The following is a 22,038-nucleotide window of genomic DNA, read 5'->3' as shown; positions in this document are numbered from 1 at the left end:
AAACGCGGCGACGAAGCCGTCACCCCCGGAAGTAGGTAGTGCGTGAAAGCACCGTCCCCTCTTCGAGACGATGCGACGCTCGTGTCGCATGCCGTTGCCGAACTCGCCCGGCGCACCCACTTCCCCGTCGCCTTCGGCGGGCTCGAGCACGACGGCGCCGTGCACGTCTCGACCATCGTCGGGGCCCGCACGCGCAGCATCGAGGGCCTCGTGGTCCACGCGTCCCGCGGCCTCGGCGGACGCGCCCTCGTCGAGCGTCGGCCACGCATGACCCTCGACTACCGCACGTCGCGGACGATCACGCATGACTACGACCGCGCCATCCTCGGCGAGGGCATCGCCACCCTGTTCGCCGTCCCCGTGCTGGTCGGCGGGACCGCGCGCGGGGTGCTCTACTGCGGATCCTGGGCCCAGTCGCAGGTCGGCGAGGTCGAGGCGCGGCCCGCGTTCGACGTCGCCGGCGAGCTCGGAACCGAGCTGCGCGTGCGCGCCGAGGTCGAACGCCGCCTCGCCACCTCCCCCGCCTCCGAGAGCGGCCTCAGCACGGGCGCGCGCGAAGAGATCCGCGAGAGCTACGCGCAACTGCGCAGCATCGCGGCGACCGTCGGCGACGACGACGTGCGCCGGCGCCTCGAAGACCTCGAGGCACGCTTGGCCGCCCTGACCGGCGACGCTCCCGCGCGATGCGAAGACCCCGACGTGCATCTCTCGCCCCGCGAGATCGACGTGCTCGCGTGCGCGGCCGTGGGCTCGACGAACAGCGAGATCGCTGCCTCTCTGCAGCTCCGCGAGACCACCGTGAAGTCGTACCTCGCCTCGGCGATGTCGAAGCTCGACGCCTCGACGCGCCACGCCGCCGTCACCCGCGCGCGGCGCGCGGGGCTGCTGCCCTGACCCCCGGCGGCCCGGTGGGAATTGCCTGGAAATGGCTTCCCCAGGTTGAGGACGCCGTCGATTCTCGGCATCGTGGCTGGCTCCTGTCGTCGACAAAGAAGGAGAGTCACCCATGCTGACACTCACCGATGAGGCCACGACCGCCGTCAAGACCATCACCGCCCAGTTCCCGGACGCGCCGCAGGGTGGCGTCCGCATCGAGGGCGCGGGATCCCCCGAGTCGCAGTTCGCGCTGTCGGTGGTCGACGCCCCCGAAGCGAACGACGCCGTGGTCGAGAACGCCGGAGCGCGCGTCTTCCTCGACGCCGACGCCGCAGCCGTCCTCGACGACCGCGTGCTCGACGCGCAGATCGACCCGCAGGGCTCGGTGCAGTTCGCGGTGACCACCGCCGCCTGACGTCCTGCCCCGCGATCGATGCCCCGGCCGCGTGCCGGGGCATCGTCGTGTGCGCGCGGGCGCGGCCGGGATCAGCCCCGGAAGACCACGACCTCATCGGTCAGCTCGTCGTATACGAACTGCAGCGCCGTGTCCGCCGGGTACTCGGTGCGCTCCCGCTCGGGTGCGTCGTCGAAGAGGCGGATGGTGGTCGCCGCGGGGAACGTGCCGGCGGCGCAGGCCTGGGGAACGTACTGGCCGTCGTACGAGAACGCCCCGCCCCCTTCGACCGTGAGCAGGTCGGGCTGGTACACCGTGATGCAGGCGACGCCACGGCCGTCGGTGCGACCCGGGTCGGCGACGACGACGCGGAAGCCCTGGAACTCGGTGTACGCCACGGTCCCCCCGGGGGCTCCCGCCGTGAAGAAGTCCGGCGTGACGTACGACGGGTCAGGGCTCAGGCGGGCCACCTGGACGGCATCGGCCTGCAGGGGGTGCGTCTGCACCCGCTGCACCAGCACGAGCGCCACCACCGCCACGACGATCACGAGGGCGCTGACGACCGCCAGGACGATCGTCGACCGACGCGGGCGCGACCAGGTGATCCGGCGGGCGCCCGACGAGTCGGCGTCGGACGGCGCCGCCTCGGCGACGTCGTCGGTCGAGGCGCCCCCGCCCTCATCGGTCTCGGCAGAGGAAGGGTCGGTGGGTTCGGCGGCGCGCCGCTCCAGCTCCGCGAGCCGCGCGAGCGCCACCGGGTCGGAGGCGATGTCCGCCGTCGGCGAGTACGCGCGGCGGCGCAGGCGGGCGAGTTCGTCGTCTTCATCGGTCGACATGAGCCGATTCAATCAATCCCGGCGTGCAGCGACGTGCTGCGCATCGCGTCCGGCCGAGAAACGCACCGCGATCACCGCTCCCCCTCACGGTGCGTCGCCCAGCGATAGCCCCTCGCACGGTGACCTCGTCGGTCGCCGTCGGATCAGTGGCCGACGAATTCCGGCGCACGCTTCTCTCGGAACGCCGCGAAACCCTCGCGATAATCGTCCGTTCGAGCGAGGGAGGCCTGCGCGCGGTTCTCGAGCGCCAGGGCCTCCCACAGTCCCCGTCGCTCATCGCGGATCGCGGTCACGATCCGCTTGCTGGCGAGGAACGCCGCCGTCGGCCCCCTCGCCGCGCGACGGGCGGCGAGGGCGACGGCATCCTGGATCTCGGATGCCGGGACCACCCGCGAGAAGAGTCCCGCGCGCACGGCCTCATCGCCGGTCAGCAGGCGGCCCGTGTAGATGAGGTCGAGCGTGGCGTGGGTGCCGAGACGCTCGACGAAGAGCGCGTGGCCCCCCGAGTCGAGGGTCGCGCCCAGGGCGGCGAAAGGAGAGCCGATCTTGGCGTCGTCGGCGACGAACACGACATCGGTCGCGATGAGCAGGCCCAGGCCCACGCCGAGGCACGCCCCGTGGGCGGCGGCGAACGTGGGCGCCGGGAAAGACGCCATGCGCTGCAGCAGCGGTGCGAGCGTGTCGTCGAGGTACCCCGCCACGTCGTCGGTCGCCGGGTCGACGCCGGCGATGTCGCGGCCGGCGCAGAACGCGGGGCCCTCCCCGCGCAGCAGCACGGCGCGCGCACCGTCGGCCTCGGCGCGGTCGTAGGCCGCGGCGAGCGCACGCAGGTCGTCGATGCCGAGCGCGTTGCGTCGCGACGGCGCGTTCAGGGTGATGGTGGTCACACCATCGGCGAAGACGTCGTCGATCACGGCATCCCTCTCATCCGTCGTAGTCGACGCGCACGGTGTCGGACGTCGGGTGCGACTGGCACGTCAGCACGTACCCGCGCTCGATCTCGTCGGGTTCGAGCGCGTAGTTCTCGGTCATCGACACGGCTCCCTCGACCACCCGCGCACGGCACGTGCCGCAGACGCCCCCCGCGCAGGCGAAGGGCACGTCGGGGCGCACGCGCAGGGCTGCCGCGAGGATCGTCTCGTTCGCCGAGACCGGACTGTCGACGTGGGCGGACTGCCCGTCGAGCGTGAAATCGATCGAGCGCACCGGCTCGTCGGCGCGGACGCGCACGGGGCGCGCTCCCCCGGTCTGCGCCGGGGCGTCGCCGTCACCCGCGGTGAACAGCTCGAAGCGCACGCGCTCGCGCAGCACTCCCACCTCGGCGAGGGTCTCGCGGCAGAGTTCCACGAGCGCGAAGGGTCCGCAGAGGAACCACTCGTCGACGGCGGCGGGGTCGATGAGCCGCGACAGGATGAGGCGCAGGCGCTCTTCGTCGATGCGCCCCGAGAAGACCGGAGCGGCACGCTGCTCGCGCGAGAGCACGTGGTGCAGCGTGAGGCGGGCCGGGTAGCGGTCTTTCAGGTCGGCCAGCTCGTCGACGAACATGACGTCGGTCGAGGAGCGGTTGGCATAGACGATCGTCATGCGGGCGTCGGCGGAGCGCTCGAGCACATCGGCGGCGAGCGCCATGATCGGCGTGATGCCGGAGCCGGCGGCGATCGCGACGACGTGGCCCGTGGCGACGGAGGCCTTCGAGACGAACGTGCCCTGCGGGCTCATCACCTCGACCTCATCTCCCGGGCGCAGCCCCTCGTGCGCCCAGCTCGAGAAGCGGCCGTCGGGGTCGCGCTTGATGCCCACGCTGACGGCGCCCCGGGTCGGCGGACGGCACAGCGAGTACGAGCGACGCAGTTCCTCTCCCTCGACCGTGGCGCGCAGGGCCACGTACTGCCCGGGCGCGTAGTCGAAGGCATCGACGAGATCGTCGGGGACGGCGAAGGTCACCTCGATCGCAGTGGGGGTGAGGGGCCGCACATCGGCGACACGCAGCGTGTGGAACCGGGCGCGCGCACGGGGACCCGTTGCCGGCCCGCGCGTCGCGGCCGGGGTCGTGGCATCCGTCATCGTCATCAGAGCGCCTTGAAGTGGTCGAAGGGTTCGAGGCAGGCGCGGCACTCCCAGAGCGCTTTGCACGAGGTGGAGCCGAATCGCGAGAGTTCGCGGGTGTCGAGCGAGCCGCACTGCGGGCACGCCACGCTCAGTCGCAGGCGGATGGGACCCGCGGGCGCCCTCCCCGACGGCGGGGCGATGCCGTAGGCGGTGAGCTTGCGTCGGCCCTCGTCGCTCATCCAGTCGGTCGTCCACGCGGGGCTCAGCGTCGTCTTCACGATCGTGCGGTCGAAACCGGCCGAGGTGAGCGCGAGCACGATGTCGTCGCGGATCGCGTCGACCGCGGGGCATCCCGAGTAGGTGGGGGTGATCGTCACGGTGACCGTGTCGCCGTCGACCCGCACGTCTCGGAGCACGCCGAGGTCGTCGATGGTGAGCACGGGCACCTCGGGGTCGACGACGGCGGCGGCCACGGCGCGGGCGTGCTCGACGCTCACCACGTCGCTCCCGGGTGCCTGCGGGCGAGCACCTGCATCTCGGCGATCAGCGGTCCGAAGGCGGGGTGATGGATGCCACGGCGCCCACCCGCCGACGAACCCGGAACCGCGGGGACGGGCACGTCTTCGTCGGCGAGCACGGTGGCGAGCACCGCGTCGACACGGCCCCGCAGACTCGAGGGACGCACGGCGACACCGGCGAGCCGGTCGTGCAGCGGCTCGTCGCGGAACAGCTCGTCGAGGTACGGCCAGGTGTCGTCGAGGGCGACCAGGAACCGCCGCCGCGACTCCTCGGTTCCGCCGGCGAGCCGCAGCGTCCACTGCACGGCGTGATCGCGGTGGTAGTCGACTTCTTTCTCGGCCTTGGCGGCGACGGCGGCGAGCACCGGATCGGTGGATGCCGTGAGGTCGCGGTACAGCTCGAGAAGGTACGTCGAGGCGAGCAGCTGCCGGGCGATCGTGTGCGCGAAGTCGCCGTTCGGCAGCTCGAACAGCCACATCGAGCGGAACTCCGCCTCGTCGCGCCCGTAGGCGAGATCGTCTTCGCTGCGGCCGTCGTAGCTGCCGGCGTAGCGCAGCAGGGAGCGCGCGTGACCGAGCAGGTCGAGGGCGATGTTGCCGAGCGCGACATCTTCTTCGATCTCGGGGGCGCGCGCGATCCAGCCGCAGAGGTTCTGCGCGAGGATCAGGGCGTCGTCGGCGAGACCGAGCGCGTAGGCGGCGACGTCGGGGTCGGTGGCGCGGTCGTCTCCGCCGGCCAGTTCGGCGGCGAGCTCGCGGGCATCGAGCGAGACGTCGCCGTGCGGGTCATCGCCGTGCGGGTCAGCGCCGTGCGGGTCAACGCCGTGCGGGCCGTCGCCGTGTCCCGCGTCGGTGACGTCGATGAACTCATCCGCCGATGCCCGCGACCCATCCGTCGTCGTCCTCACAGGTGCGGCACCCCCTCGGACGCGGTGTAGTACACCGCGTGCCGGTAGTTCTTGCCCGCCGGCGACTCGAAGAACGCGCCCTTGGCTCCCGGATCGCTCGTGGTCACGGCATCCGAGGGCACGACCCAGACCGACACGCCCTCACCGCGACGCGTGTAGAGGTCGCGGGCGTTGCGGACGGCGAGTTCGGCGTCGGGCGCATGCAGCGAGCCCACGTGCACGTGGCTGAGGCCGCGGTTGGCGCGCACGAAGACCTCCCACAGGGGCCAGGTCTCGGCGGGGCTCCCCCCGGGAGTCGCCATCAGGCGGCCGCCTTCGCGCTCTTCTTCGCGGCGTACGCGGCGGCGGCTTCGCGCACCCACGCGCCCTCTTCGTGCGCGTCGCGACGGTGCTGGCGCCGCGTGGTGTTGAGGGGGCCTCGCCCGGCGAGCACCTCGTGGAACTCACTCCAGTCGATCTCACCCATGTCGTACTGGCCCGTCTCGTCGTTGAAGCGCAGGTCGGGGTCCGGCAGGGTCACCCCGAGCACCGCCGCCTGCGGGACGAGCATCGACACGAACCGCTGACGCAGCACGTCGTTGCTGAAGCGCTTGATGTTCCACGCCGTCGACTGCGCCGAGTTGGGCGAGTCGTCGTCGGGGGGACCGAACATCATCAGGCTCGGCCAGTACCAGCGGTTCACGGCGTCCTGCGCCATCTCTCGCTGCGCGTCGGTGCCCTGCATGAGCGTGAGGAGGATCTCGAATCCCTGGCGCTGGTGGAACGACTCCTCTTTGCAGATGCGCACCATCGCGCGACCATAGGGTCCGTACGAGGCGCGGCACAGCGGCACCTGGTTGCAGATCGCGGCGCCGTCGACGAGCCAGCCGATCGCACCCATGTCGGCCCACGTCGGGGTCGGGTAGTTGAAGATCGACGAGTACCGCGCCTTGCCGTCGACGAGCTGCTGCGTCATCTCGTCGCGGGTGATGCCGAGGGTCTGCGCCGCCGAGTAGAGGTAGAGGCCGTGTCCGGCTTCGTCCTGCACCTTGGCCAGCAGGATCGCCTTGCGCTTCAGGCTCGGCGCCCGCGTGATCCACGCTCCCTCGGGCTGCATGCCGATGATCTCGGAGTGCGCGTGCTGCGAGATCTGACGGATCAGCGTGCGGCGGTAACCCTCCGGCATCCAGTCGCGGGGCTCGATGCGTCCGTCGGCCTCGATGAGGGCGTCGAACATCGCCTCGCCGTCGAGTGCGGCGTCCGTCGTGAGTGCTGTCGTCATCGTCGACTCCCTTTACAGACCGATCGTTCAGTAAAAGTGTAACCGGGGGCGGGTCGCCCCGCAACGGGCGTCCTCCTCCGTCTTGACGGCGCCGAGGAACGCCCGACCGGCGCGAGCCCACGATGGTCCGCGGTCTCGACGTCGGCCCGGCGCCCGGGCGCCCGTCACCGCAGGTCGTACACCCGCTTGTACTTGCCCTCGCTGCGCGGCAGGGCACCCGGCTCCTCGACGTTCACGTCGACGCTCGTGCCGATGAGCACCTTGATCCGCTGCTGCAGCACGATACCGGCGGCCTCGCAGACCTCTCGCTGCAGGGCGGGGTGCCGTTCGATGCGGACGGTCATGGCATCCATTCGTCCTTCGCGACGCAGTTCGAGCACGAAGTGCGGGGTGAGCGTCTCGATCCCCATCACGATCTCCTCGATCTGGGTCGGGAAGAGATTCACCCCGCGCAGGATGATCATGTCGTCGTTGCGCCCGGTGATCTTCTCGATGCGCCGCATCGACGGGAACGCCGTGCCCGGCTTCAGGCGGGTGAGGTCGCGGGTGCGGTAGCGGATGACCGGGAACGCCTCTTTGGTGAGCGAGGTGAACACCAGTTCGCCCAGTTCTCCGTCGGCCACCGGGGCGCCGCTCTCGCCGTCGATCGTCTCGGGCAGGAAGTGGTCCTCCCACACGTGGGGGCCGTCTTTGGTGAGCGCGCTCTCGCTGGCCACCCCCGGGCCCATCACCTCACTAAGTCCGTAGATGTCGACGGCGACGACGTCGAGGCGCCGCTCGATCTCCCGGCGCATCTCGTTGGTCCAGGGCTCGGCGCCGAGCACGGCGACGCGCAGCGACGTGGACCGCGGGTCGACGCCGGCCGACTCCAGCGCGTCGGCGATGGTGAGCAGGTAGCTCGGCGTGCAGAGGATCGCATCGGGCGCGAAATCCTGAATGAGCTGCGCCTGGCGCGCGGTCTGCCCACCCGACATCGGGATGACGGTCGCCCCGAGCCGCTCGATTCCCGCGTGGGCCCCCAGCCCTCCGGTGAACAGGCCGTACCCGTAGGCGTTGTGCACGCGATCGCCCGCGCGGATGCCCGCGGCGCTCAGCGAGCGCGCGACGAGATCGGCCCAGCGATCCAGGTCACCCGCGGTGTAGCCCACCACGGTGGGGCGCCCGGTCGTGCCCGACGAGGCGTGGATGCGACGGACCTCGGCCATCGGCACGGCGAACATGCCGAAGGGGTAGGTCTCGCGCAGGTCGGCCTTGGTCGTGAACGGCAACAGCCGAATGTCGTCGAGGGCGCGGATGTCGTCGGGGCGCACGCCCGCGGCGTCGAATTTGCGGCGGTACGTCTCGACGTTGTCGTAGGCGTGCCGCACGGTCCACTGCAGGCGCTCGAGCTGCAGCGCGCGCAGGCTCTCGAGCGGGATGCCGGTGGGATCGACGGATGCCAGGAAGTCGGGGCGCGAGGGAACGGTCATGGTCATCGGGACACCTCCGTGGTGGAGAGCGCGGCGTCGCGCTCGGGGTCGGGTGTGGCGGTGGGTCGGGAGTCGGCCGGCGGACGCCGATCCGTCGTGATGCTGCGCCCGCGCACCTCGGCGACGAGGTCGCCGGTCTCGTCGGTCACCCGGATGTCGTACAGGCCCGTCCGCCCGCTCCGGGCGCGGCGGGCGGCGGTCGCCGTCAGCGTCTGCCCCGCGGTGGTGGACTTCAGGAACGTGACGTCGGCGCCGCCGGCGACGGTCACGCGCTCGTCTTCGTTGCACGCGATCGCGAACGCCGTGTCGGCGAGGGTGAAGACGAGCCCGCCGTGGGTGATGGCGAAACCGTTGAGCATGTCGTCGCGCACGGTCATCGACACGCGGGACTCCCCCGGCGCGTCGTGCTCGACGACCATGCCGAGCATCGCCGAGGCCTGATCGCGCTGCATCATCGGTCGGAGCGCGCTCACACCAGCACCTCGGCGGGCTGCCACGTCTTCGCCACGAGTGTCAGCACGTCGTAATGCGCGACGATCTCGTCATCCTGGTTGTGGATGACGGCATCCCACCGCACCTCGCCGTACTCGTCGGTCTCGCGCGGGGTGATCTGTTTCGCCGTCAGAGCGACGCGGATGCGGTCGCCGGGTGAGACGGGGGTGACGAAGCGCAGGTTCTCGAGGCCCGAGTTCGCGAGCACCGGACCCGGTGCGGGATCGACGAACAACCCGGCCGCCCACGACACGAGCAGGTAGCCGTGCGCGACGCGTCCCGGGAAGAAGGGGTTCGCCGCGGCGGATTCCTCGTCCATGTGCGCGTAGAACGTGTCGCCGGTGAAGTTGGCGAACACCTCGATGTCGTCGAGGGTGACTTCCCGCTCGGCCGACTCCACGGCATCGCCGATCCGCAGGTCGGAGAGGGGCTTGCGGAACGGATGCCGCCCCGCGGTGTCGGTCTCGGCTCCCGGATGCCACACCCCCGTCAACGCGGTCAGCATGCGCGGCGAGCCCTGGATCGCGGTGCGCTGCATCGAATGCAGGACCGAGCGGATGCCGCCGAGCTCCTCGCCGCCGCCGGCGCGGCCGGGTCCGCCGTGCACGAGGTGCGGCACGGGGGCGCCGTGCCCGGTGGAGGTGCGGGCGTCGTCGCGGTCGAGGAAGAGCACGCGGCCGTTCATCGCGCCCATGCGCGTGAGCAGCTCGGTGGCGACACCGGGGTCGTGGGTCGCGACGCTCGTCACGAGCGAGCCGCCGCCCCGGCCGACGATGGTCGCCGCCTCCGCGACGTCGGTGTACTCGACGATGCTCGCGACCGGTCCGAAGGCCTCGATGTCGTTGACGGCCGGGGTCGTGGCATCGGCGAAGGCCAGGAGCATGGGCTCGAGGAAGGCGCCGTCGGCCGGGCTCGCGCCGTCGGCCACGCACGCGTCGGGGGCCTCCGCCGACCCGACGACGAAACGCCCGCCCGCGTCCTGCAGCACGGCGACCTGCCGCAGCACCTCGTCGCGCTGCTCGCGCGAGACGAGCGGTCCCATGGTCACGCCCTCGACGCGCGGGTCGCCGACGACGACGCGTTCGGCGATCTTCTCGCGCAGCGCCGCGGCCACGGCATCCGTGGTCCCCGCCGGCACGATCGCGCGGCGGATCGCGGTGCACTTCTGCCCCGCCTTGGTGGTGAGCTCGACCAGCAGCTGCTTCACGTACGCGTCGAACTCGGGGGTGCCGGGCACGGCGTCGGGGCCGAGGATCGAGGCGTTGATGGAATCGGTCTCGCTCGTGAAGCGCACGCCGGTCTTCGCCTGGGCGCGCAGGCGCTCGGCGGTGGAGGCGCTGCCGGTGAAACCGACGGTGTCGCCGAGGTCGAGCAGGTCGAAGAGGCCGGGAACGCTGCCGCTGACCAGCTGCAGCGAGCCCTCGGGGAGCAGGCCGGTCTCGACGACCATGCGCACCCAGGCCTCGGCGATGTACGCCGTGGGCGTCGCGGGCTTGACGATCGTGGGGAGGCCGGCGAGGAACGCGGGGGCGAACTTCTCGAGCGACCCCCACATCGGGAAGTTGAAGGCATTGATCTGCACCGCGACGCCGGGGAGGCGCGTGTACACGTGGCGCCCGAGGAACGATCCGTCCTTCGACAACGGTTCGACCGGCCCGTCGAGCACGACGGTTCCGGCGGGCAGCTCACGGCGGGCCTTCGACGAGAAGGTGAACAGCACGCCGATGCCGCCGTCGATGTCGCTCAGCGAGTCGCGGCGGGTCGACCCCGAGCGCATCGACAGCGCGTACAGCTCTTCGCGGCGCTCGTTCAGCGCGATCGCGAGGTTCTTCAGCACCATCGCGCGCTGGTGGAAGGTGAGGGCGCCGAGGCTCCGCTGGCCCTCCCGGCGCGCGAAGGCGACGGCGCCCGCGAGGTCGAGACCCTTCGTGCTGACGCGGACGACCTCGTCGCCCGTCGACGCGTCGCGGACGACGGCGGCGTCGGGATCCTCGACGGGCGTCCACCAGGCGCCCTTCACGTAGCTCGGGAGAAACGTCATCATTCGCTCCATTCGTAGAATCCGCGGCCGGTCTTGCGGCCCAGGTGCCCCGCGTCGACGAGCTTCTTCAGCAGCGCCGGCGGGGTGAAGCGCGCGCCGAAGGCGCGCTCCAGTTCTTCGGCGATGCCGAAGCGCACGTCGAGTCCGACGATGTCGGTCGTGCGCAGGGGGCCCATCGGATGCCGGTACCCCAGCTCCATGGCCGTGTCGATGTCGTGGGCCGAGGCGACGCCCTCCTCGAGCATCCGGATCGCCTCGAGGCCGAGGGCGACGCCGAGGCGGCTCGACGCGAACCCGGGCGTATCGCGGACGACCACCGCGGTCTTGCCGATCGCGGCGATCCACACCCTCGCGGCCTCGACCACCTCGGGGGCGGTCGCAGCCCCCGTCACCACCTCGACGAGCGCCGAGGCGGGCACCGGGTTGAAGAAGTGCAGCCCGACGAAGCGCTCGGGGCGCACGAGCGATGCGGCGAGCGCGTCGATCGAGATGGACGAGGTGTTGGATGCCACGACCGCACGATCCGACACGACCGCCTCGAGGCGGGTCAGGGCGTCGATCTTCAGCGCGCGGTCCTCGGGGACGGCCTCGACGACGAGGCCGGCGTCGGCGAACGCGGCGGGGTCGGTCCCGGTGGTGAGGGCCGTGGCATCCGGCGTCTCGATGCCCCGCACGGCCGAGCGCTGCAGGGCCGTCTCGACGCGTTCGCGTGCGGCATCGGCCGCGTCGGCGTCGCGCTCGACGACGTGCACGCGGGAACCGGCGAGCAGGAACGCGTGGGCGATGCCGGCGCCCATCCGGCCCCCGCCGAGCACGCCGATGGTCGAGGGCAGCGAGGCCGCGGGGGCCGAATCGGGAAGGGTCATCTCTTCTTCCTCTCGAGGAACGCGGTCATGCGGGCGCGCTTGTCGTCGCTGTCGAACAGCTCGGCCTGCAGTTCTCCGTCGATCGCGGGGTGCTCGGCGCGGGGGGCGAGCAGCGCGCGCTTGGTCAGCACGGTCGCCCGCACGGAGTTCGCGGCGATGCGGTCGACGATCGCGTGGGCGGCGCCCCGCAGGTCGCCGGGCTCGTGGATGCTCGACAGCAGGCCCCACGCGAGCGCCTCGTCGGCGTCGATCACCCGCGCGGTGAGCAGCAGTTCGCTGGCGCGCGCGTGGCCGACGATCTCGGGCAGGCGCCAGGCGGCGCCGGCGGCGGCGATGATGCCCAGGCCGGGCTCGGGGTTGCCGAAGCGCACGCGGGGTGTGCCGATGCGGATGTCGGCCGCGTAGGCGAGCTCCGCTCCCCCGCCGAGGGCGAAGCCGTCGACGGCCGCGACGACGGGCATCGGCAGGTGGCGGATGCGGTCGAACACCGTGGCGTTGATGCCGCGGCGGGCGTCGTCGCCGGTGCGCTCGCGCAACTGCGCGATGTCGGCCCCCGCGGCGAAGATCCCGCCGGCGCCGGTGAGGATCAGCGTGCGCGGTCGCTGCTCGAGCTCGGCGCACAGCGCGTGCAGCTCGTCGACCATGGCCTGATCGATCGCGTTGCGGCGATCGGGGCGGTCGAGGGTCGCGATGACGCGGTCGTCGAAGGCGTCGACGCGCAGACGGGAGGCGTGGCTCTCGGTCCCGTCGACGACCTCGGGGGTCCGGCTCGCGTCGGCGGCGGCCCCGCGCGTCGGCTCAGCCATCGACCCGCTCCACGATCATCGCGGTCCCCTGTCCGACGCCGACGCACATGGTCGCGAGCCCGTACCGGGCGTTCTCGCGCTCCAGGCGTCCGAGCAGCGTCACGAGCAGGCGGCTGCCGCTCGATCCGAGCGGATGACCGAGGGCGATCGCACCGCCGTCGGCGTTGACGATCTCGGGGTCGAGTCCCAGCCGTCGCATGCACGCGAGCGACTGCGACGCGAACGCCTCGTTGAGTTCGACCGCGCCGAGGTCGGATGCCGAGAGCCCCGCCTTCGCGAGCGCCTTCTCGGTCGCGGGCACGGGACCGAGGCCCATGATCTCGGGCGCGAGAGCGGCCGACGCGTGCGAGACGAGGCGCGCGCGGGGTCGGAGTCCGTAGCGTTCGACCGCTCTGGCGCTGGCGACGACGACCGCCGAGGCGCCGTCGTTGAGCGAGCTGGAGTTGCCCGCCGTGACGACCTCACCACCCTGGACCACCGGGCGGAGCCGGGCCAGCGCCTCGAGCGAGGTGTCACGGCGCGGACCCTCGTCGGCGTCGACCACCCCTCGGCCCGTGTCCACCGCGACGATCTCGCTCGCGAAGCGCCCGGCATCCTGAGCCGCCACGGCCCGCTCGTGGCTCCGCAGGGCGAAGGCGTCGGCGTCGGCGCGGGTGATCGCGTCCACGCGGGCGACCTCCTCGGCCGTCTCGGGCATCGAGAAGGTGGCTTTGTCGCGCGCGGCGAGGCGCGGGTTGGTGAAGCGCCAGCCGATCGAAGTGTCGAAGGAGGCGCCGGGCTTCGCCCACGCGCGCTCGGGCTTCGCCTGAACCCAGGGCGCGCGGGTCATCGACTCGACGCCGCCGGCGACGACGATGTCGGCATCGCCCGACCGCACCGCCTGCGAAGCGAGGGCGACGGCGCTCATCCCCGACGCGCAGAGTCGGTTCACGGTGAGGCCGGGGATGGCATCCGGCAGTCCCGCGAGCAGCACGGCCAAGCGGGCGACGTTGCGGTTGTCTTCGCCGGCCTGGTTCGCGGCCCCGAGGATGACCTCGTCGATCGCGTCGACGGGCACGCCCGCGCGCGTCACGGCTTCAGCCACGACGAGGGCGGCCAGATCGTCAGGACGAACGGATGCCAGAGCCCCGCCGTACCGCCCGACCGGGGTGCGCGCACCGCCGATGAGAAACGCCTCCGACATCGCCATCCTCTCCCCCGCCGACGTTGGCGAGGTCGTTCATCCTCGACTTCGAGGTTTTCCGACCGATCGTTCAGTAATCATGTCACGGTGGGGGTGCGAGTGGCAACGGGCGTGCGCGGGCGCGGGTTTCACGCGGGCGGGATCTCACGCGCGCGGGGCCTCACGCGGGCGGAATCGCGAGCGCGCCAAACACCCACGTCCCCTCGGATCCTCAGCGTGAACGCGTGAGCCCGCGACGTCTGTGCGCGCGGCGAACACCCGCCGACTGCCGGCCCGGAGCGGCGCCTCAGCCGGAACGCGCGACCCCGTGGAGCGTGTGCGCGGGGTCGCAGCCGGCCATGCCGACCGTTCGATGTGCCGACAGCCGCGACCAGGAAGTGGTGCCCCCGACAGGATTCGAACCTGCGACGCCCGCGTTAGGAGTGCGGCGCTCTATCCCCTGAGCTACGAAGGCGGGATGGATCCAGCCTACTGCGGCCTCTCGGCGGTCTCGGCGCGCGGGACCATCGCCGAGGGGATGCCGCGGCGCAACCGCGCGGCGAGTCCGTCGTCCCAGCGGCCGGGCTCCTGCAGTGTGGCTTCGCGCACATCGACGCCGCCGGGTCCGATGCTGGCGACACAGACGAGCAGCGACTCGAGCACGTGCCCGTCATGGTCGTCGCGGCGCAGCACCGCCGCGCCCGGGTCGTGGGTGGACTGCTCGACGACGCCGAGCCACGGCATCCACCACTCCTCGCCCGCGGCGAGGCCCACACGGCGGAATCCCGCCAGCCATCGCGCGATGCGCGGCGTGCCCTCGTCGTCGACCGCGTGGTGGGCGATCATGTGCGTGCCCGGTGCGAGGCGCGTGCGGCGGGCGACCAGGCCGTCCCACTCCACGAGGTGGGCGCCCGCGGCATCCACCTCGACGAGATTGAAGCCCCGCGTGAGCGGTCGATCCGGGATGCCGTCCCCCACCGCGTCAAGGGGAACACCGCCGCGCGTGACGACCTCGTCGTCGCCGCGGTCGGACAGGTCTTCGCGATTGAGGAGCACCGCGAGGCGGGCCGCGTCGGGGTCGACGGCGAGCCAGGCACCGCCGGCGCGGTCGTCGCGCACACCCAGCACTCCGCCGCGCTCCGGCCACCAGCGGCCCAGACCGCGCCACGGCCGGTGGCGGTCCTCGTCGCGCACGGCGAGCAGCCGCACCGGTTCGCCGGGCATCCCCGGAACGTCGATCACGACCGTGCACATCTGCTCCACGCTACCCGGGCGGGGGTTCGGTCGGGGCGCTGCGCGGTCCCCGGGGCGCGCGCGGTACTCGCCACCCGCCACCCGAGCCGACCTGGAAGACTGGGGCGATGTTCGTCGTGGTGGGAGTGACCGGGGGCATCGCCGCCTACAAGAGCGTCAGCCTCGTGCGACTGCTGGTCAAAGCGGGACACGACGTGCACGTGGTGCCGACCGACGACGCACTGCGCTTCGTGGGTCTGCCGACGTGGGAGGCCCTGAGCCGCAACCCCGTCACGACGTCGGTGCACGATGACGTCGCCCGTGTGCGCCACGTCGCGCTCGGACAAGCGGCCGACCTCGTCATCGTCGCCCCCGCGACCGCCAACACCCTGGCCGCGATGACGGCGGGCTTGGCCTCCGACTTGCTCGGGACGACACTGCTCGCCACGACCGCGCCGGTCGTGGTGGCCCCGGCGATGCACACCGAGATGTGGCGGCACCCGGCGACGACGCACAACATGACCGTGCTCCGCGCGCGCGGGGTGCACGTCGTGGGTCCCGCCGACGGAGTCCTCACCGGCGGCGATTCAGGTCCCGGACGCATGTCGGAGCCGGAGGAGATCGCGGCGGCGGCCCTCGCTCTCGTCGAACGCCCGCGCGACCTCGACGGTCTGTCGATCGTCGTGAGCGCCGGAGGCACGCGTGAGCCGATCGATCCCGTGCGCTTCCTGGGCAATCGTTCGAGCGGACGCCAGGGTGTCGCGATCGCCCGCGCCGCCGCCGACCGTGGCGCGCGGGTGACCCTCGTGGCCGCGCACCTCGACGCCGACGTGCGCCCCGATCCACGCGTCGAGGTGATCGCTGCGGGTACCGCCGAGCAACTCGGACGGGCGATGGATGCCGCGGCTCCCGACGCCGACGTGATCGTGATGGCCGCGGCGGTCGCCGACTACTCGGTGGCCACGGTCGCCGAGCACAAGCTCCGCAAGCAGGACTCCCCCGGCGGTCTGACCCTCGAGCTCGTCGAGAATCGCGACATCGTCGCCGGGCTGGTCGAGCACCGCCGGCCGGGGCAGACGATCATCGCCTTCGCCGCCGAGACGGTGGGTAGCGACGAGGAACTGCTCGAACGCGCTCGCGCAAAGGCCGCGCGCAAGGGCGTCGATCTGCTGGCCGCCAACGCGGTCGGGTGGTCGCGAGGGTTCGAGACCGCCGACAATGCCCTCACGATCGTCGGTCGCGACGGTGGGGTCGTGGCCACGGCATCCGGTTCGAAGGACGACACCGCACACGCCCTGCTCGATGCGATCGTCGCGACGCGGGCATCGACGCTCGAGGCCTGACGCCGGTGGACCGTGTCGCACGGGTGCAGGAGGACGAGCGGCCCGCCGCCCGTCCTCCCCGCGTCATTCGCTGCGAACGCCGTCGACCGCGTCGATGATCCTGCCCGGCTCCGTACGCGTCGTGTAATCGACGTGGACATCGGCGAAGCGCACCACACCGGCGGCGTCGATCAGGTACACCGAGGGGAACGGAACGCGAGCGGTCTCGTCGGCGTTGCTGTCGGCGACGTCGAAGCCGAGCTCGGTGTGCGCCGCGCGCGCGTCGACGCTCGGCTCGGTGACGATGCCGAAGCGTTCGGCGAGCGTGTTCGCGGGGTCCGAGAGCACGGTGAACTCCAACGACCCGTTCGTCGTACTCTGGGCCGATCCGTCGGGCGTCTGCGGCGAGATCGCGATGAGCTGGACTCCGCGTTCCTGCAGCGCGGGCAGTAGTTGCTCCTGATAGGTGCGCAGAGTGATGTTGCAGTACGGGCACCACGCACCGCGGTAGAACACGACGACCGACGCGGCTCCGGCCCGGGCCTCGGAGAACGTCGTCGCCGCCCCCTCCGCGGTGACGAGCTCGGCATCCGGGGCGTCGTCACCCACGTCGAGCGCTCCCGCCGGGACGCCGGCGCTGCGAAGGGCGGCCTGCTCGTCGGAGAAGACCGCCGACAGTCGGTCTCCGATCTGCGCCTCGAACCCGGCGGTGAAGCCGTCGATCTGCTGCGCGATGGACGGTGTGGACATGCGTCGCCTCCCGGCGGAATCGGCGTCACGCGCCGGCTCCAGAAACCTAGGTCCGCCCGCAGGGGTCAGGGCTGTTCTCGTCATCCAACGAGACGCGACGTCACGAGGCGTCACGAAGGGTGCGCCTCATCCCCGCGCCCCCTCTCGGCCACGGGACTTCTCGAACACGGGCCTTCTCCGACGGCCCCTCTCCGACGTGGCTTCCCAGACAGGGGCCTCTCAAACACGGGGCCTTCCAGACACTGGGCCCTCCAGAAACGGGGCCTCCCAGACGAGGGCTCTCCGGGGCTCGAGGCGGTTCTCAGGTGGGGGCCCGCTCGGGGCCCCCACCTCGTCACTCAATAACCGAGGTTGTACTGGGCTTCTTCGATGAGGGTGAAGACCTGCGTCAGGATGATCACGAACCAGATCGCGGCGATGACGATCGAGACGACCGTCACGACGATCGACGCCCAGACGGGGGCGAGTCCGCTGCCCGTGCGTCGCCGCAGCACCACGCCACGACCGATGACGTAGACCAAGCCGCTGCCGATGACGAGCACCAGGAAGCTCCACGCCCAGTGGAACGGCTTCTCGACGCCACGGGCTCGGAGTTGGCGCCAGTCGAGGAACGAGAACAAGACGACGAGGGCGCCCAGGACGACGCTCGCCAGAGTGGCGACCGTCGAGACGATGGCGTCGGTGCCCATCGCGCCGGGTTCGCCGTACAGGCCGGCGTAGAAGGACTCCCGGATGTACGACGACCAGTCGAAGAGGAACAGCGACAGCACGCCCACCAGCGGCAGGAAGACGACCAACCACACCCAGACGGTGTTCGTGGGGATGTCGCGACGCAGCACGGGCTGGGCGCCGACCGACGGCGCGGCGGGATAACCGCCGTACCCGGCGGGGGCGGGCGTTCCGGGGTACGCCGGCGCCGACGAGTACGCGGGAGCAGCCGAGGGCGGGGTGACGGGGTACGCCGCGGGCGGTGCGGACGCGAACGGCGCACTGGGTGCCGGAGGCGCCGGGATCGCACTGGGTGCCGGAGGCGCCGGGATCGCACTGGGTGCCGGAGGAGCGGGAACCTCGCTGTGCACTGCCGGTGCGGAAGCGTCGGTGGCGGCATGGTCGGTCGACGACGAGGGCGCGGCGGGGTCGTTCGACGCCTCACCGGAGAGGGCAGGCTCCTCCGCGGCGGCGGCGGCGGGCGTCGGGGTCGACTCGGGGGCGAACCCGTGGGCGGCGGCAGACGCCGAAGTCGACTCGTGGGCGGCGGTGTCGGCGTCGTCAGACACCGGAGCCGACTCGGACGCGGAACCCGAGTCCTGCGCGGCCACCTGCGGAACCCCGTCGCCGTGCACGGGGCGCACCTCATCGGTCCAGGCGGTGCCGTCCCACCGGCGCAGGCCGTCGCCGCCTGCGGGGTCGGGATACCAGCCTTCGGGCGGAGTGGGTGTGTCGGTCATGTCGTTTCCCCTGTCGTGGTGCGGAACCGGGCGAGATTGCCCCGAGTCTAGTGACGGCGCCCGACATCACCGGAAGTCCCGGGACGCGTGCGCGACGCCGACCTGGAGATCGGTGAAGCCGTCGGCGACCACATTGGTCACTCCCTCGACCGATCGTTCGAGCATGCCCCGCACGATGAGGGCGGGTGATTCCCGCGCGACCCGCCGGTACCTGTTCCACACTCCCACCGAGCAGATGATGTTCATCAGTCCGTGCTCGTCTTCGAGGTTGAGGAAGGTGATGCCGGATGCCGTGGCCGGGCGCTGCCGATGGGTGACGAGCCCCGCCACCTCGATGCGACGATCGGTCTCGAAGGTGCGGAGCTCCCGCGAGGTGAGCACCCCGCGCGCGTCGAGCGCCGAGCGGAAGTGGGTGAGCGGGTGGTCGTCGGCCGAGAGCCCGGTCGCCCAGAGATCGGCCGCGAGCACCTCGTAACTCGACGGGTCGGTGAACAGCGGCGGCTGCACGGCCACGAGCGAGTCGGGAAGGAACTCGGCGCGATCGAGCGCCGCCGACCCGGCCAGCCAGATCGCCTCGCGCCGGGTATGGCCCAGGCTCTCGAAGGCCCCCGCCGTGGCGAGCGCCTCGAGTTGCGCCGTGACAAGTCCCGTGCGCCGCACGAGGTCGCGTTGATCCCGATAGGGGCCGCCCCTCTCTCGTTCGGCGACGATGCGCTCGGCGACCTTCTTGCCGATCCCGGTCACTCCGGCGAGCCCCAGGCGCACGACGAACCCGCCGTCTCGGCGATGGGCGATGGTCTCGTCCGGCTCCGACGCATCGAAGTCCCCCGTCGGGGACTGCTCCGCGTGCGCGCAGGCGTCGAGACCCGTCGGGGCGCGGGCGCCCGTCTCGTCGACCGGCTCGAGGCCCGCTTCGACGCTTGAGCGCAGCAGGTCGGGCCGCCGTACGGTCACCCCGTGCCGGCGGGCATCGGCGGTGAGGGTGGCGGGTGAGTAGAACCCCATGGGCTGGGCGCGCAGCAGGCCGGCGAGGAACGCCGCCGGGTAATGCAGCTTGATCCACGAGCTCGCGTACACCAGCAGCGCGAACGACAGCGAATGCGATTCGGCGAAACCGAAGTTCGCGAACGCCTGGATCTTCGCGTACAGATCGTCGGCGACCTGACCGACCAGACCGTTCTGCGCCATGCCCTCGTACAGCTTCTCGCGCAGGGAGTCGATACGCTCGAGCCCCCGCTTGGACCCCATGGCCCGGCGCAGCAGGTCGGCGTCTTCGGCAGAGCAGTTGCCGATGGCGACGGCCATCTGCATGAGCTGCTCCTGGAACACCGGCACTCCCATCGTCCGCTCCAGCACCGGCTCGAGCTTGGGATGCACGTAGGTGACGGGCTCCTGTCCGAGCTTGCGTCGAACGAACGGATGCACGGCACCGCCCTGGATGGGTCCCGGGCGGATGAGAGCGATCTGCACGACCAGGTCGTAGAACTTCCGCGGCTGCAGACGCGGCAGCAATCCCATCTGCGCGCGGGATTCCACCTGGAACACCCCGATCGAGTCGGCGCGGCACAGCATGTCGTAGACGGCCTTCTCTTCTTTCGGCAGCGTGGACAGCTCCCACGCCTCGCCCGTGGCATCGCGGATCAGGTCGAAGCAGTACTGCAGCGCCGCGAGCATGCCGAGCCCCAGCAGGTCGAACTTCACCAGCCCCATCCACGCGGCGTCGTCTTTGTCCCACTGGATGACCGTGCGGTTCTCCATGCGCGCATGCTCGATCGGCACGACCTCACCCACCGGTCGATCGGTGAGCACCATGCCTCCGGAGTGGATGCCGAGGTGGCGAGGCGCTTTCAGCAGCTCCGACGCGAACTCGATGACCTGATCGGGGATGTCGTGATCCGCACCGGTTTCGAGCGTCGCTCCCCACCGTTCGACCTGCTTCGACCAGGCGTCTTGCTGGCCCGGCGAGTGCCCGAGCGCCCGAGCCATGTCACGGACGGCGTTCTTGGGACGGTACTGGATGACATTCGCCACCTGCGCCGCACGCTCGCGCCCGTACTCCTTGTAGACCCACTGGATGATCTCTTCGCGGCGATCGGAGTCGAAGTCGACGTCGATGTCGGGCTCTTCGTCGCGCAGGCTCGACAGGAAACGCTCGAAGGGCAGCTTGTAGAAGATCGAGTCGACCGCGGTGATGTCGAGCAGGAAGCACACCGCGCTGTTCGCCGCCGACCCGCGCCCCTGGCACAGGATGCCGCGCCGCCGGGCCTCGGCGACGATGCCGTAGACGATGAGGAAGTACCCCGGGAAGTCCTTCATCTCGATCACACCGAGTTCGCGTTCGATGCGGTTGCGATCCTCGTCGGAGAGCCGGGGGTACTTGCGCGGTACGGCCTCCCACACCAGATGCCGCAGCCAGGACATGGGGGTGTGCCCCTCGGGGACGTCTTGGCGCGGAAGCGCGGGCTTGGCGCGGCGCAACGGGAAGGCGACCTCGTCGGCGAGCGTCACGGTGCGCGCCACCGCTCCGGGATACCGGGCGAACCGCGCCGCCATCTCGACCCCCGAGCGCAGGTGCGCGCCGGCGTGCGCGGGAAGCCACCCGTCGAGTTCGTCGAGACCGCGGTTGGCGCGCACGGCGGCCACGGCGGCGGCGAGAAGTTCTTTCTGCGGGGCGGCGTAGTGCACGTTGTTCGTCGCGAGGATCGGCAGCCCCCGCTCGGCGGCGAGCGCCGCCAGCACGTCGTTGCGTCTCGAGTCGAGTGGACTGCCGTGATCCATCAGCTCGACGTACACGGCCTCGGGGCCGAACAGGTCGACGAGGGTGTCGAGTTCGCGCGCGGCCCCCGTGGGCCCTTCGAACGCCAGAGCTCGGCGCACCGTGCCCTTGCGGCATCCGGTGAGCACCGCCCAGTGCGGGTCACCTGGCCCGCCCGCGCGTTCGGCCAGGTCGGCGAGGTCGTAGACGGGACGCCCCTTCTCGGCACCGCTGAGCTGCGCGTGGGTGATCGCGGCGGCGAGGCGGTGATAGCCCTCTTCGCGGCGTGCGAGCACGAGCAGATGCGATCCGCCCGGGTCGGCCTCGCCGTTCTGCGGACCGGTGAGACCCAGCGACAGTTCTGCGCCGAAGACGGTGTTCACCGTGCGCGCCTCGGCGGCCTCGGCGAAGCGCACGATGCCGTAGAACCCGTCGTGGTCGGTGAGGGCGAGGGCGTGCAGGCCCAGTCGTTCGGCTTCTTCGACGAGTTCTTCGGGCGACGAGGCTCCGTCGAGGAACGAGTACGACGAGTGCGCGTGCAACTCGGCGTACGGCACGGTGTCGGCCGGGCGCGCGATCGTCGGCGGCACGTAGGCGCCGCGCTTGTGCGACCAGGCGGGGCTGTCGCCCCCGTCACCGTTCGGCGGGGCACCGGTCGGGCGCCGGGCGTCGCTGAGCACGCGCTCGAGTTCCGACCATTTCACCGGCGGATTGTTCCAGCCCATCGGCGCACCTCCGCCCGGGTTCTGTTCATCGATGGGGAGCAGACGGCGGGCGCGAGGCCCGCACCGCCCGAGGGGACGTCGCCGGTGCTGCTGCCGCCGCGGCCCGAGGTTCGTCGAGAGGAGCGGT

20 protein-coding genes and 1 tRNA gene are annotated in these 22,038 nt (G+C 71.5%); 3 read left to right on the top strand and 18 right to left on the bottom strand.

Going from position 1 to position 22,038, the window contains the following annotated elements; all coding sequences use genetic code 11:
- Window positions 1-42 precede the first annotated feature (42 nt).
- Both IFR11_RS06750 and IFR11_RS06745 read left to right on the top strand, forming a co-directional pair.
- On the top strand, window positions 43-894 hold the full coding sequence (locus tag IFR11_RS06750; RefSeq protein ID WP_055838134.1) for a helix-turn-helix transcriptional regulator: 852 nt from the start codon (window positions 43-45) through the stop codon (window positions 892-894).
- A gap of 112 nt (window positions 895-1,006) precedes the next feature.
- The gene (locus IFR11_RS06745; protein WP_055838140.1) at window positions 1,007-1,291 is read left to right on the top strand and encodes a hypothetical protein; all 285 of its coding nucleotides are present in this window, start codon (window positions 1,007-1,009) and stop codon (window positions 1,289-1,291) included.
- Between the two features lie 71 nt (window positions 1,292-1,362).
- Here IFR11_RS06745 and IFR11_RS06740 read toward each other — a convergent pair whose 3' ends face one another.
- The 15 genes from IFR11_RS06740 to IFR11_RS06670 all read right to left on the bottom strand — a co-directional run bounded on the left by IFR11_RS06740 (window position 1,363) and on the right by IFR11_RS06670 (window position 14,932).
- Window positions 1,363-2,106, bottom strand: coding sequence for a hypothetical protein (locus tag IFR11_RS06740; RefSeq protein WP_191915650.1), 744 nt, complete (start codon window positions 2,104-2,106; stop codon window positions 1,363-1,365).
- Window positions 2,107-2,249: 143 nt separating this feature from the next.
- Window positions 2,250-3,020 (bottom strand): enoyl-CoA hydratase-related protein, encoded by a 771-nt coding sequence (locus tag IFR11_RS06735; protein WP_191915649.1) that lies wholly within the window; start codon window positions 3,018-3,020, stop codon window positions 2,250-2,252.
- A 10-nt stretch (window positions 3,021-3,030) separates the two neighbouring features.
- The gene (gene paaE, locus IFR11_RS06730) at window positions 3,031-4,176 is read right to left on the bottom strand and encodes a 1,2-phenylacetyl-CoA epoxidase subunit PaaE (protein WP_191915648.1); all 1,146 of its coding nucleotides are present in this window, start codon (window positions 4,174-4,176) and stop codon (window positions 3,031-3,033) included.
- Complete coding sequence (gene paaD, locus IFR11_RS06725; protein ID WP_055838153.1) at window positions 4,176-4,655, bottom strand: 1,2-phenylacetyl-CoA epoxidase subunit PaaD; 480 nt, start codon at window positions 4,653-4,655, stop codon at window positions 4,176-4,178. Before paaD ends, paaE begins: the two co-directional genes overlap by 1 nt.
- Window positions 4,649-5,581, bottom strand: a complete 933-nt coding sequence (gene paaC, locus IFR11_RS06720) for a 1,2-phenylacetyl-CoA epoxidase subunit PaaC (protein WP_441005409.1) — start codon at window positions 5,579-5,581, stop codon at window positions 4,649-4,651. The genes paaD and paaC overlap by 7 nt, the downstream gene beginning before the upstream one ends.
- On the bottom strand, window positions 5,578-5,883 hold the full coding sequence (paaB, locus tag IFR11_RS06715) for a 1,2-phenylacetyl-CoA epoxidase subunit PaaB (RefSeq protein ID WP_055838158.1): 306 nt from the start codon (window positions 5,881-5,883) through the stop codon (window positions 5,578-5,580). The genes paaC and paaB overlap by 4 nt, the downstream gene beginning before the upstream one ends.
- A complete protein-coding gene (paaA, locus tag IFR11_RS06710; protein WP_055838161.1) occupies window positions 5,883-6,842 on the bottom strand; it encodes a 1,2-phenylacetyl-CoA epoxidase subunit PaaA in 960 nt (319 codons plus the stop codon). Before paaA ends, paaB begins: the two co-directional genes overlap by 1 nt.
- A 164-nt stretch (window positions 6,843-7,006) precedes the next feature.
- Complete coding sequence (gene paaK, locus IFR11_RS06705) at window positions 7,007-8,317, bottom strand: phenylacetate--CoA ligase PaaK (RefSeq protein ID WP_191915647.1); 1,311 nt, start codon at window positions 8,315-8,317, stop codon at window positions 7,007-7,009.
- Complete coding sequence (gene paaI / locus IFR11_RS06700) at window positions 8,314-8,784, bottom strand: hydroxyphenylacetyl-CoA thioesterase PaaI (RefSeq protein ID WP_342030258.1); 471 nt, start codon at window positions 8,782-8,784, stop codon at window positions 8,314-8,316. The genes paaK and paaI overlap by 4 nt, the downstream gene beginning before the upstream one ends.
- A complete protein-coding gene (gene paaZ, locus IFR11_RS06695; RefSeq protein WP_191915646.1) occupies window positions 8,781-10,847 on the bottom strand; it encodes a phenylacetic acid degradation bifunctional protein PaaZ in 2,067 nt (688 codons plus the stop codon). The genes paaI and paaZ overlap by 4 nt, the downstream gene beginning before the upstream one ends.
- Complete coding sequence (locus IFR11_RS06690) at window positions 10,844-11,710, bottom strand: 3-hydroxyacyl-CoA dehydrogenase family protein (protein WP_191915645.1); 867 nt, start codon at window positions 11,708-11,710, stop codon at window positions 10,844-10,846. The genes paaZ and IFR11_RS06690 overlap by 4 nt, the downstream gene beginning before the upstream one ends.
- Window positions 11,707-12,516 carry an enoyl-CoA hydratase/isomerase family protein gene (locus IFR11_RS06685; protein ID WP_244630629.1) on the bottom strand — a complete coding sequence of 270 codons (810 nt, stop codon included), beginning with the start codon at window positions 12,514-12,516 and terminating at the stop codon, window positions 11,707-11,709. Before IFR11_RS06685 ends, IFR11_RS06690 begins: the two co-directional genes overlap by 4 nt.
- Window positions 12,509-13,699: a thiolase family protein gene (locus tag IFR11_RS06680; RefSeq protein ID WP_191915644.1), complete on the bottom strand. Its 1,191-nt coding sequence runs from the start codon at window positions 13,697-13,699 to the stop codon at window positions 12,509-12,511. The genes IFR11_RS06685 and IFR11_RS06680 overlap by 8 nt, the downstream gene beginning before the upstream one ends.
- Window positions 13,700-14,077: 378 nt before the next feature.
- A tRNA-Arg gene (locus tag IFR11_RS06675) sits at window positions 14,078-14,153 on the bottom strand.
- Between the two features lie 14 nt (window positions 14,154-14,167).
- The gene (locus IFR11_RS06670; protein WP_191915643.1) at window positions 14,168-14,932 is read right to left on the bottom strand and encodes an NRDE family protein; all 765 of its coding nucleotides are present in this window, start codon (window positions 14,930-14,932) and stop codon (window positions 14,168-14,170) included.
- A 107-nt stretch (window positions 14,933-15,039) separates the two neighbouring features.
- On the opposite strand from IFR11_RS06670, the gene coaBC reads away from it, so the two are divergent.
- On the top strand, window positions 15,040-16,254 hold the full coding sequence (coaBC, locus tag IFR11_RS06665; protein WP_191915642.1) for a bifunctional phosphopantothenoylcysteine decarboxylase/phosphopantothenate--cysteine ligase CoaBC: 1,215 nt from the start codon (window positions 15,040-15,042) through the stop codon (window positions 16,252-16,254).
- 63 nt (window positions 16,255-16,317) lie between these two features.
- Here coaBC and IFR11_RS06660 read toward each other — a convergent pair whose 3' ends face one another.
- From IFR11_RS06660 to IFR11_RS06650, 3 genes are all read right to left on the bottom strand, one after another.
- Window positions 16,318-16,983 carry a peroxiredoxin-like family protein gene (locus tag IFR11_RS06660; protein ID WP_191915641.1) on the bottom strand — a complete coding sequence of 222 codons (666 nt, stop codon included), beginning with the start codon at window positions 16,981-16,983 and terminating at the stop codon, window positions 16,318-16,320.
- A 338-nt stretch (window positions 16,984-17,321) separates the two neighbouring features.
- A complete protein-coding gene (locus IFR11_RS06655; protein ID WP_191915640.1) occupies window positions 17,322-18,431 on the bottom strand; it encodes a DUF2510 domain-containing protein in 1,110 nt (369 codons plus the stop codon).
- Between the two features lie 66 nt (window positions 18,432-18,497).
- The gene (locus IFR11_RS06650; RefSeq protein ID WP_191915639.1) at window positions 18,498-21,911 is read right to left on the bottom strand and encodes an error-prone DNA polymerase; all 3,414 of its coding nucleotides are present in this window, start codon (window positions 21,909-21,911) and stop codon (window positions 18,498-18,500) included.
- Between the last annotated feature and the right edge of the window lie 127 nt (window positions 21,912-22,038).

The sequence above is a fragment of the Microbacterium sp. CFBP 8801 genome, assembly GCF_014839455.1.
Classification (GTDB): Bacteria; Actinomycetota; Actinomycetes; order Actinomycetales; family Microbacteriaceae; genus Microbacterium.
The sequence above is the reverse complement of the archived record's forward strand: the minus strand, read 5'-3'. Positions and strand labels throughout refer to the sequence as shown.

What these genes read in the sequence shown, in the direction of transcription:
- IFR11_RS06690 (WP_191915645.1), bottom strand. Translation starts at nt 11,710, where the DNA reads ATGACCCTTCCCGATTCGGCCCCCGCGGCCTCGCTGCCCTCGACCATC.
- IFR11_RS06670 (WP_191915643.1), bottom strand. Translation starts at nt 14,932, where the DNA reads ATGTGCACGGTCGTGATCGACGTTCCGGGGATGCCCGGCGAACCGGTG.
- paaE (WP_191915648.1), bottom strand. Translation starts at nt 4,176, where the DNA reads ATGACGATGACGGATGCCACGACCCCGGCCGCGACGCGCGGGCCGGCA.
- IFR11_RS06680 (WP_191915644.1), bottom strand. Translation starts at nt 13,699, where the DNA reads ATGTCGGAGGCGTTTCTCATCGGCGGTGCGCGCACCCCGGTCGGGCGG.
- coaBC (WP_191915642.1), top strand. Translation starts at nt 15,040, where the DNA reads ATGTTCGTCGTGGTGGGAGTGACCGGGGGCATCGCCGCCTACAAGAGC.
- IFR11_RS06740 (WP_191915650.1), bottom strand. Translation starts at nt 2,106, where the DNA reads ATGTCGACCGATGAAGACGACGAACTCGCCCGCCTGCGCCGCCGCGCG.
- IFR11_RS06650 (WP_191915639.1), bottom strand. Translation starts at nt 21,911, where the DNA reads ATGGGCTGGAACAATCCGCCGGTGAAATGGTCGGAACTCGAGCGCGTG.
- paaK (WP_191915647.1), bottom strand. Translation starts at nt 8,317, where the DNA reads ATGACCATGACCGTTCCCTCGCGCCCCGACTTCCTGGCATCCGTCGAT.
- IFR11_RS06685 (WP_244630629.1), bottom strand. Translation starts at nt 12,516, where the DNA reads ATGGCTGAGCCGACGCGCGGGGCCGCCGCCGACGCGAGCCGGACCCCC.
- IFR11_RS06655 (WP_191915640.1), bottom strand. Translation starts at nt 18,431, where the DNA reads ATGACCGACACACCCACTCCGCCCGAAGGCTGGTATCCCGACCCCGCA.
- paaZ (WP_191915646.1), bottom strand. Translation starts at nt 10,847, where the DNA reads ATGATGACGTTTCTCCCGAGCTACGTGAAGGGCGCCTGGTGGACGCCC.
- IFR11_RS06660 (WP_191915641.1), bottom strand. Translation starts at nt 16,983, where the DNA reads ATGTCCACACCGTCCATCGCGCAGCAGATCGACGGCTTCACCGCCGGG.
- paaA (WP_055838161.1), bottom strand. Translation starts at nt 6,842, where the DNA reads ATGACGACAGCACTCACGACGGACGCCGCACTCGACGGCGAGGCGATG.
- paaB (WP_055838158.1), bottom strand. Translation starts at nt 5,883, where the DNA reads ATGGCGACTCCCGGGGGGAGCCCCGCCGAGACCTGGCCCCTGTGGGAG.
- IFR11_RS06745 (WP_055838140.1), top strand. Translation starts at nt 1,007, where the DNA reads ATGCTGACACTCACCGATGAGGCCACGACCGCCGTCAAGACCATCACC.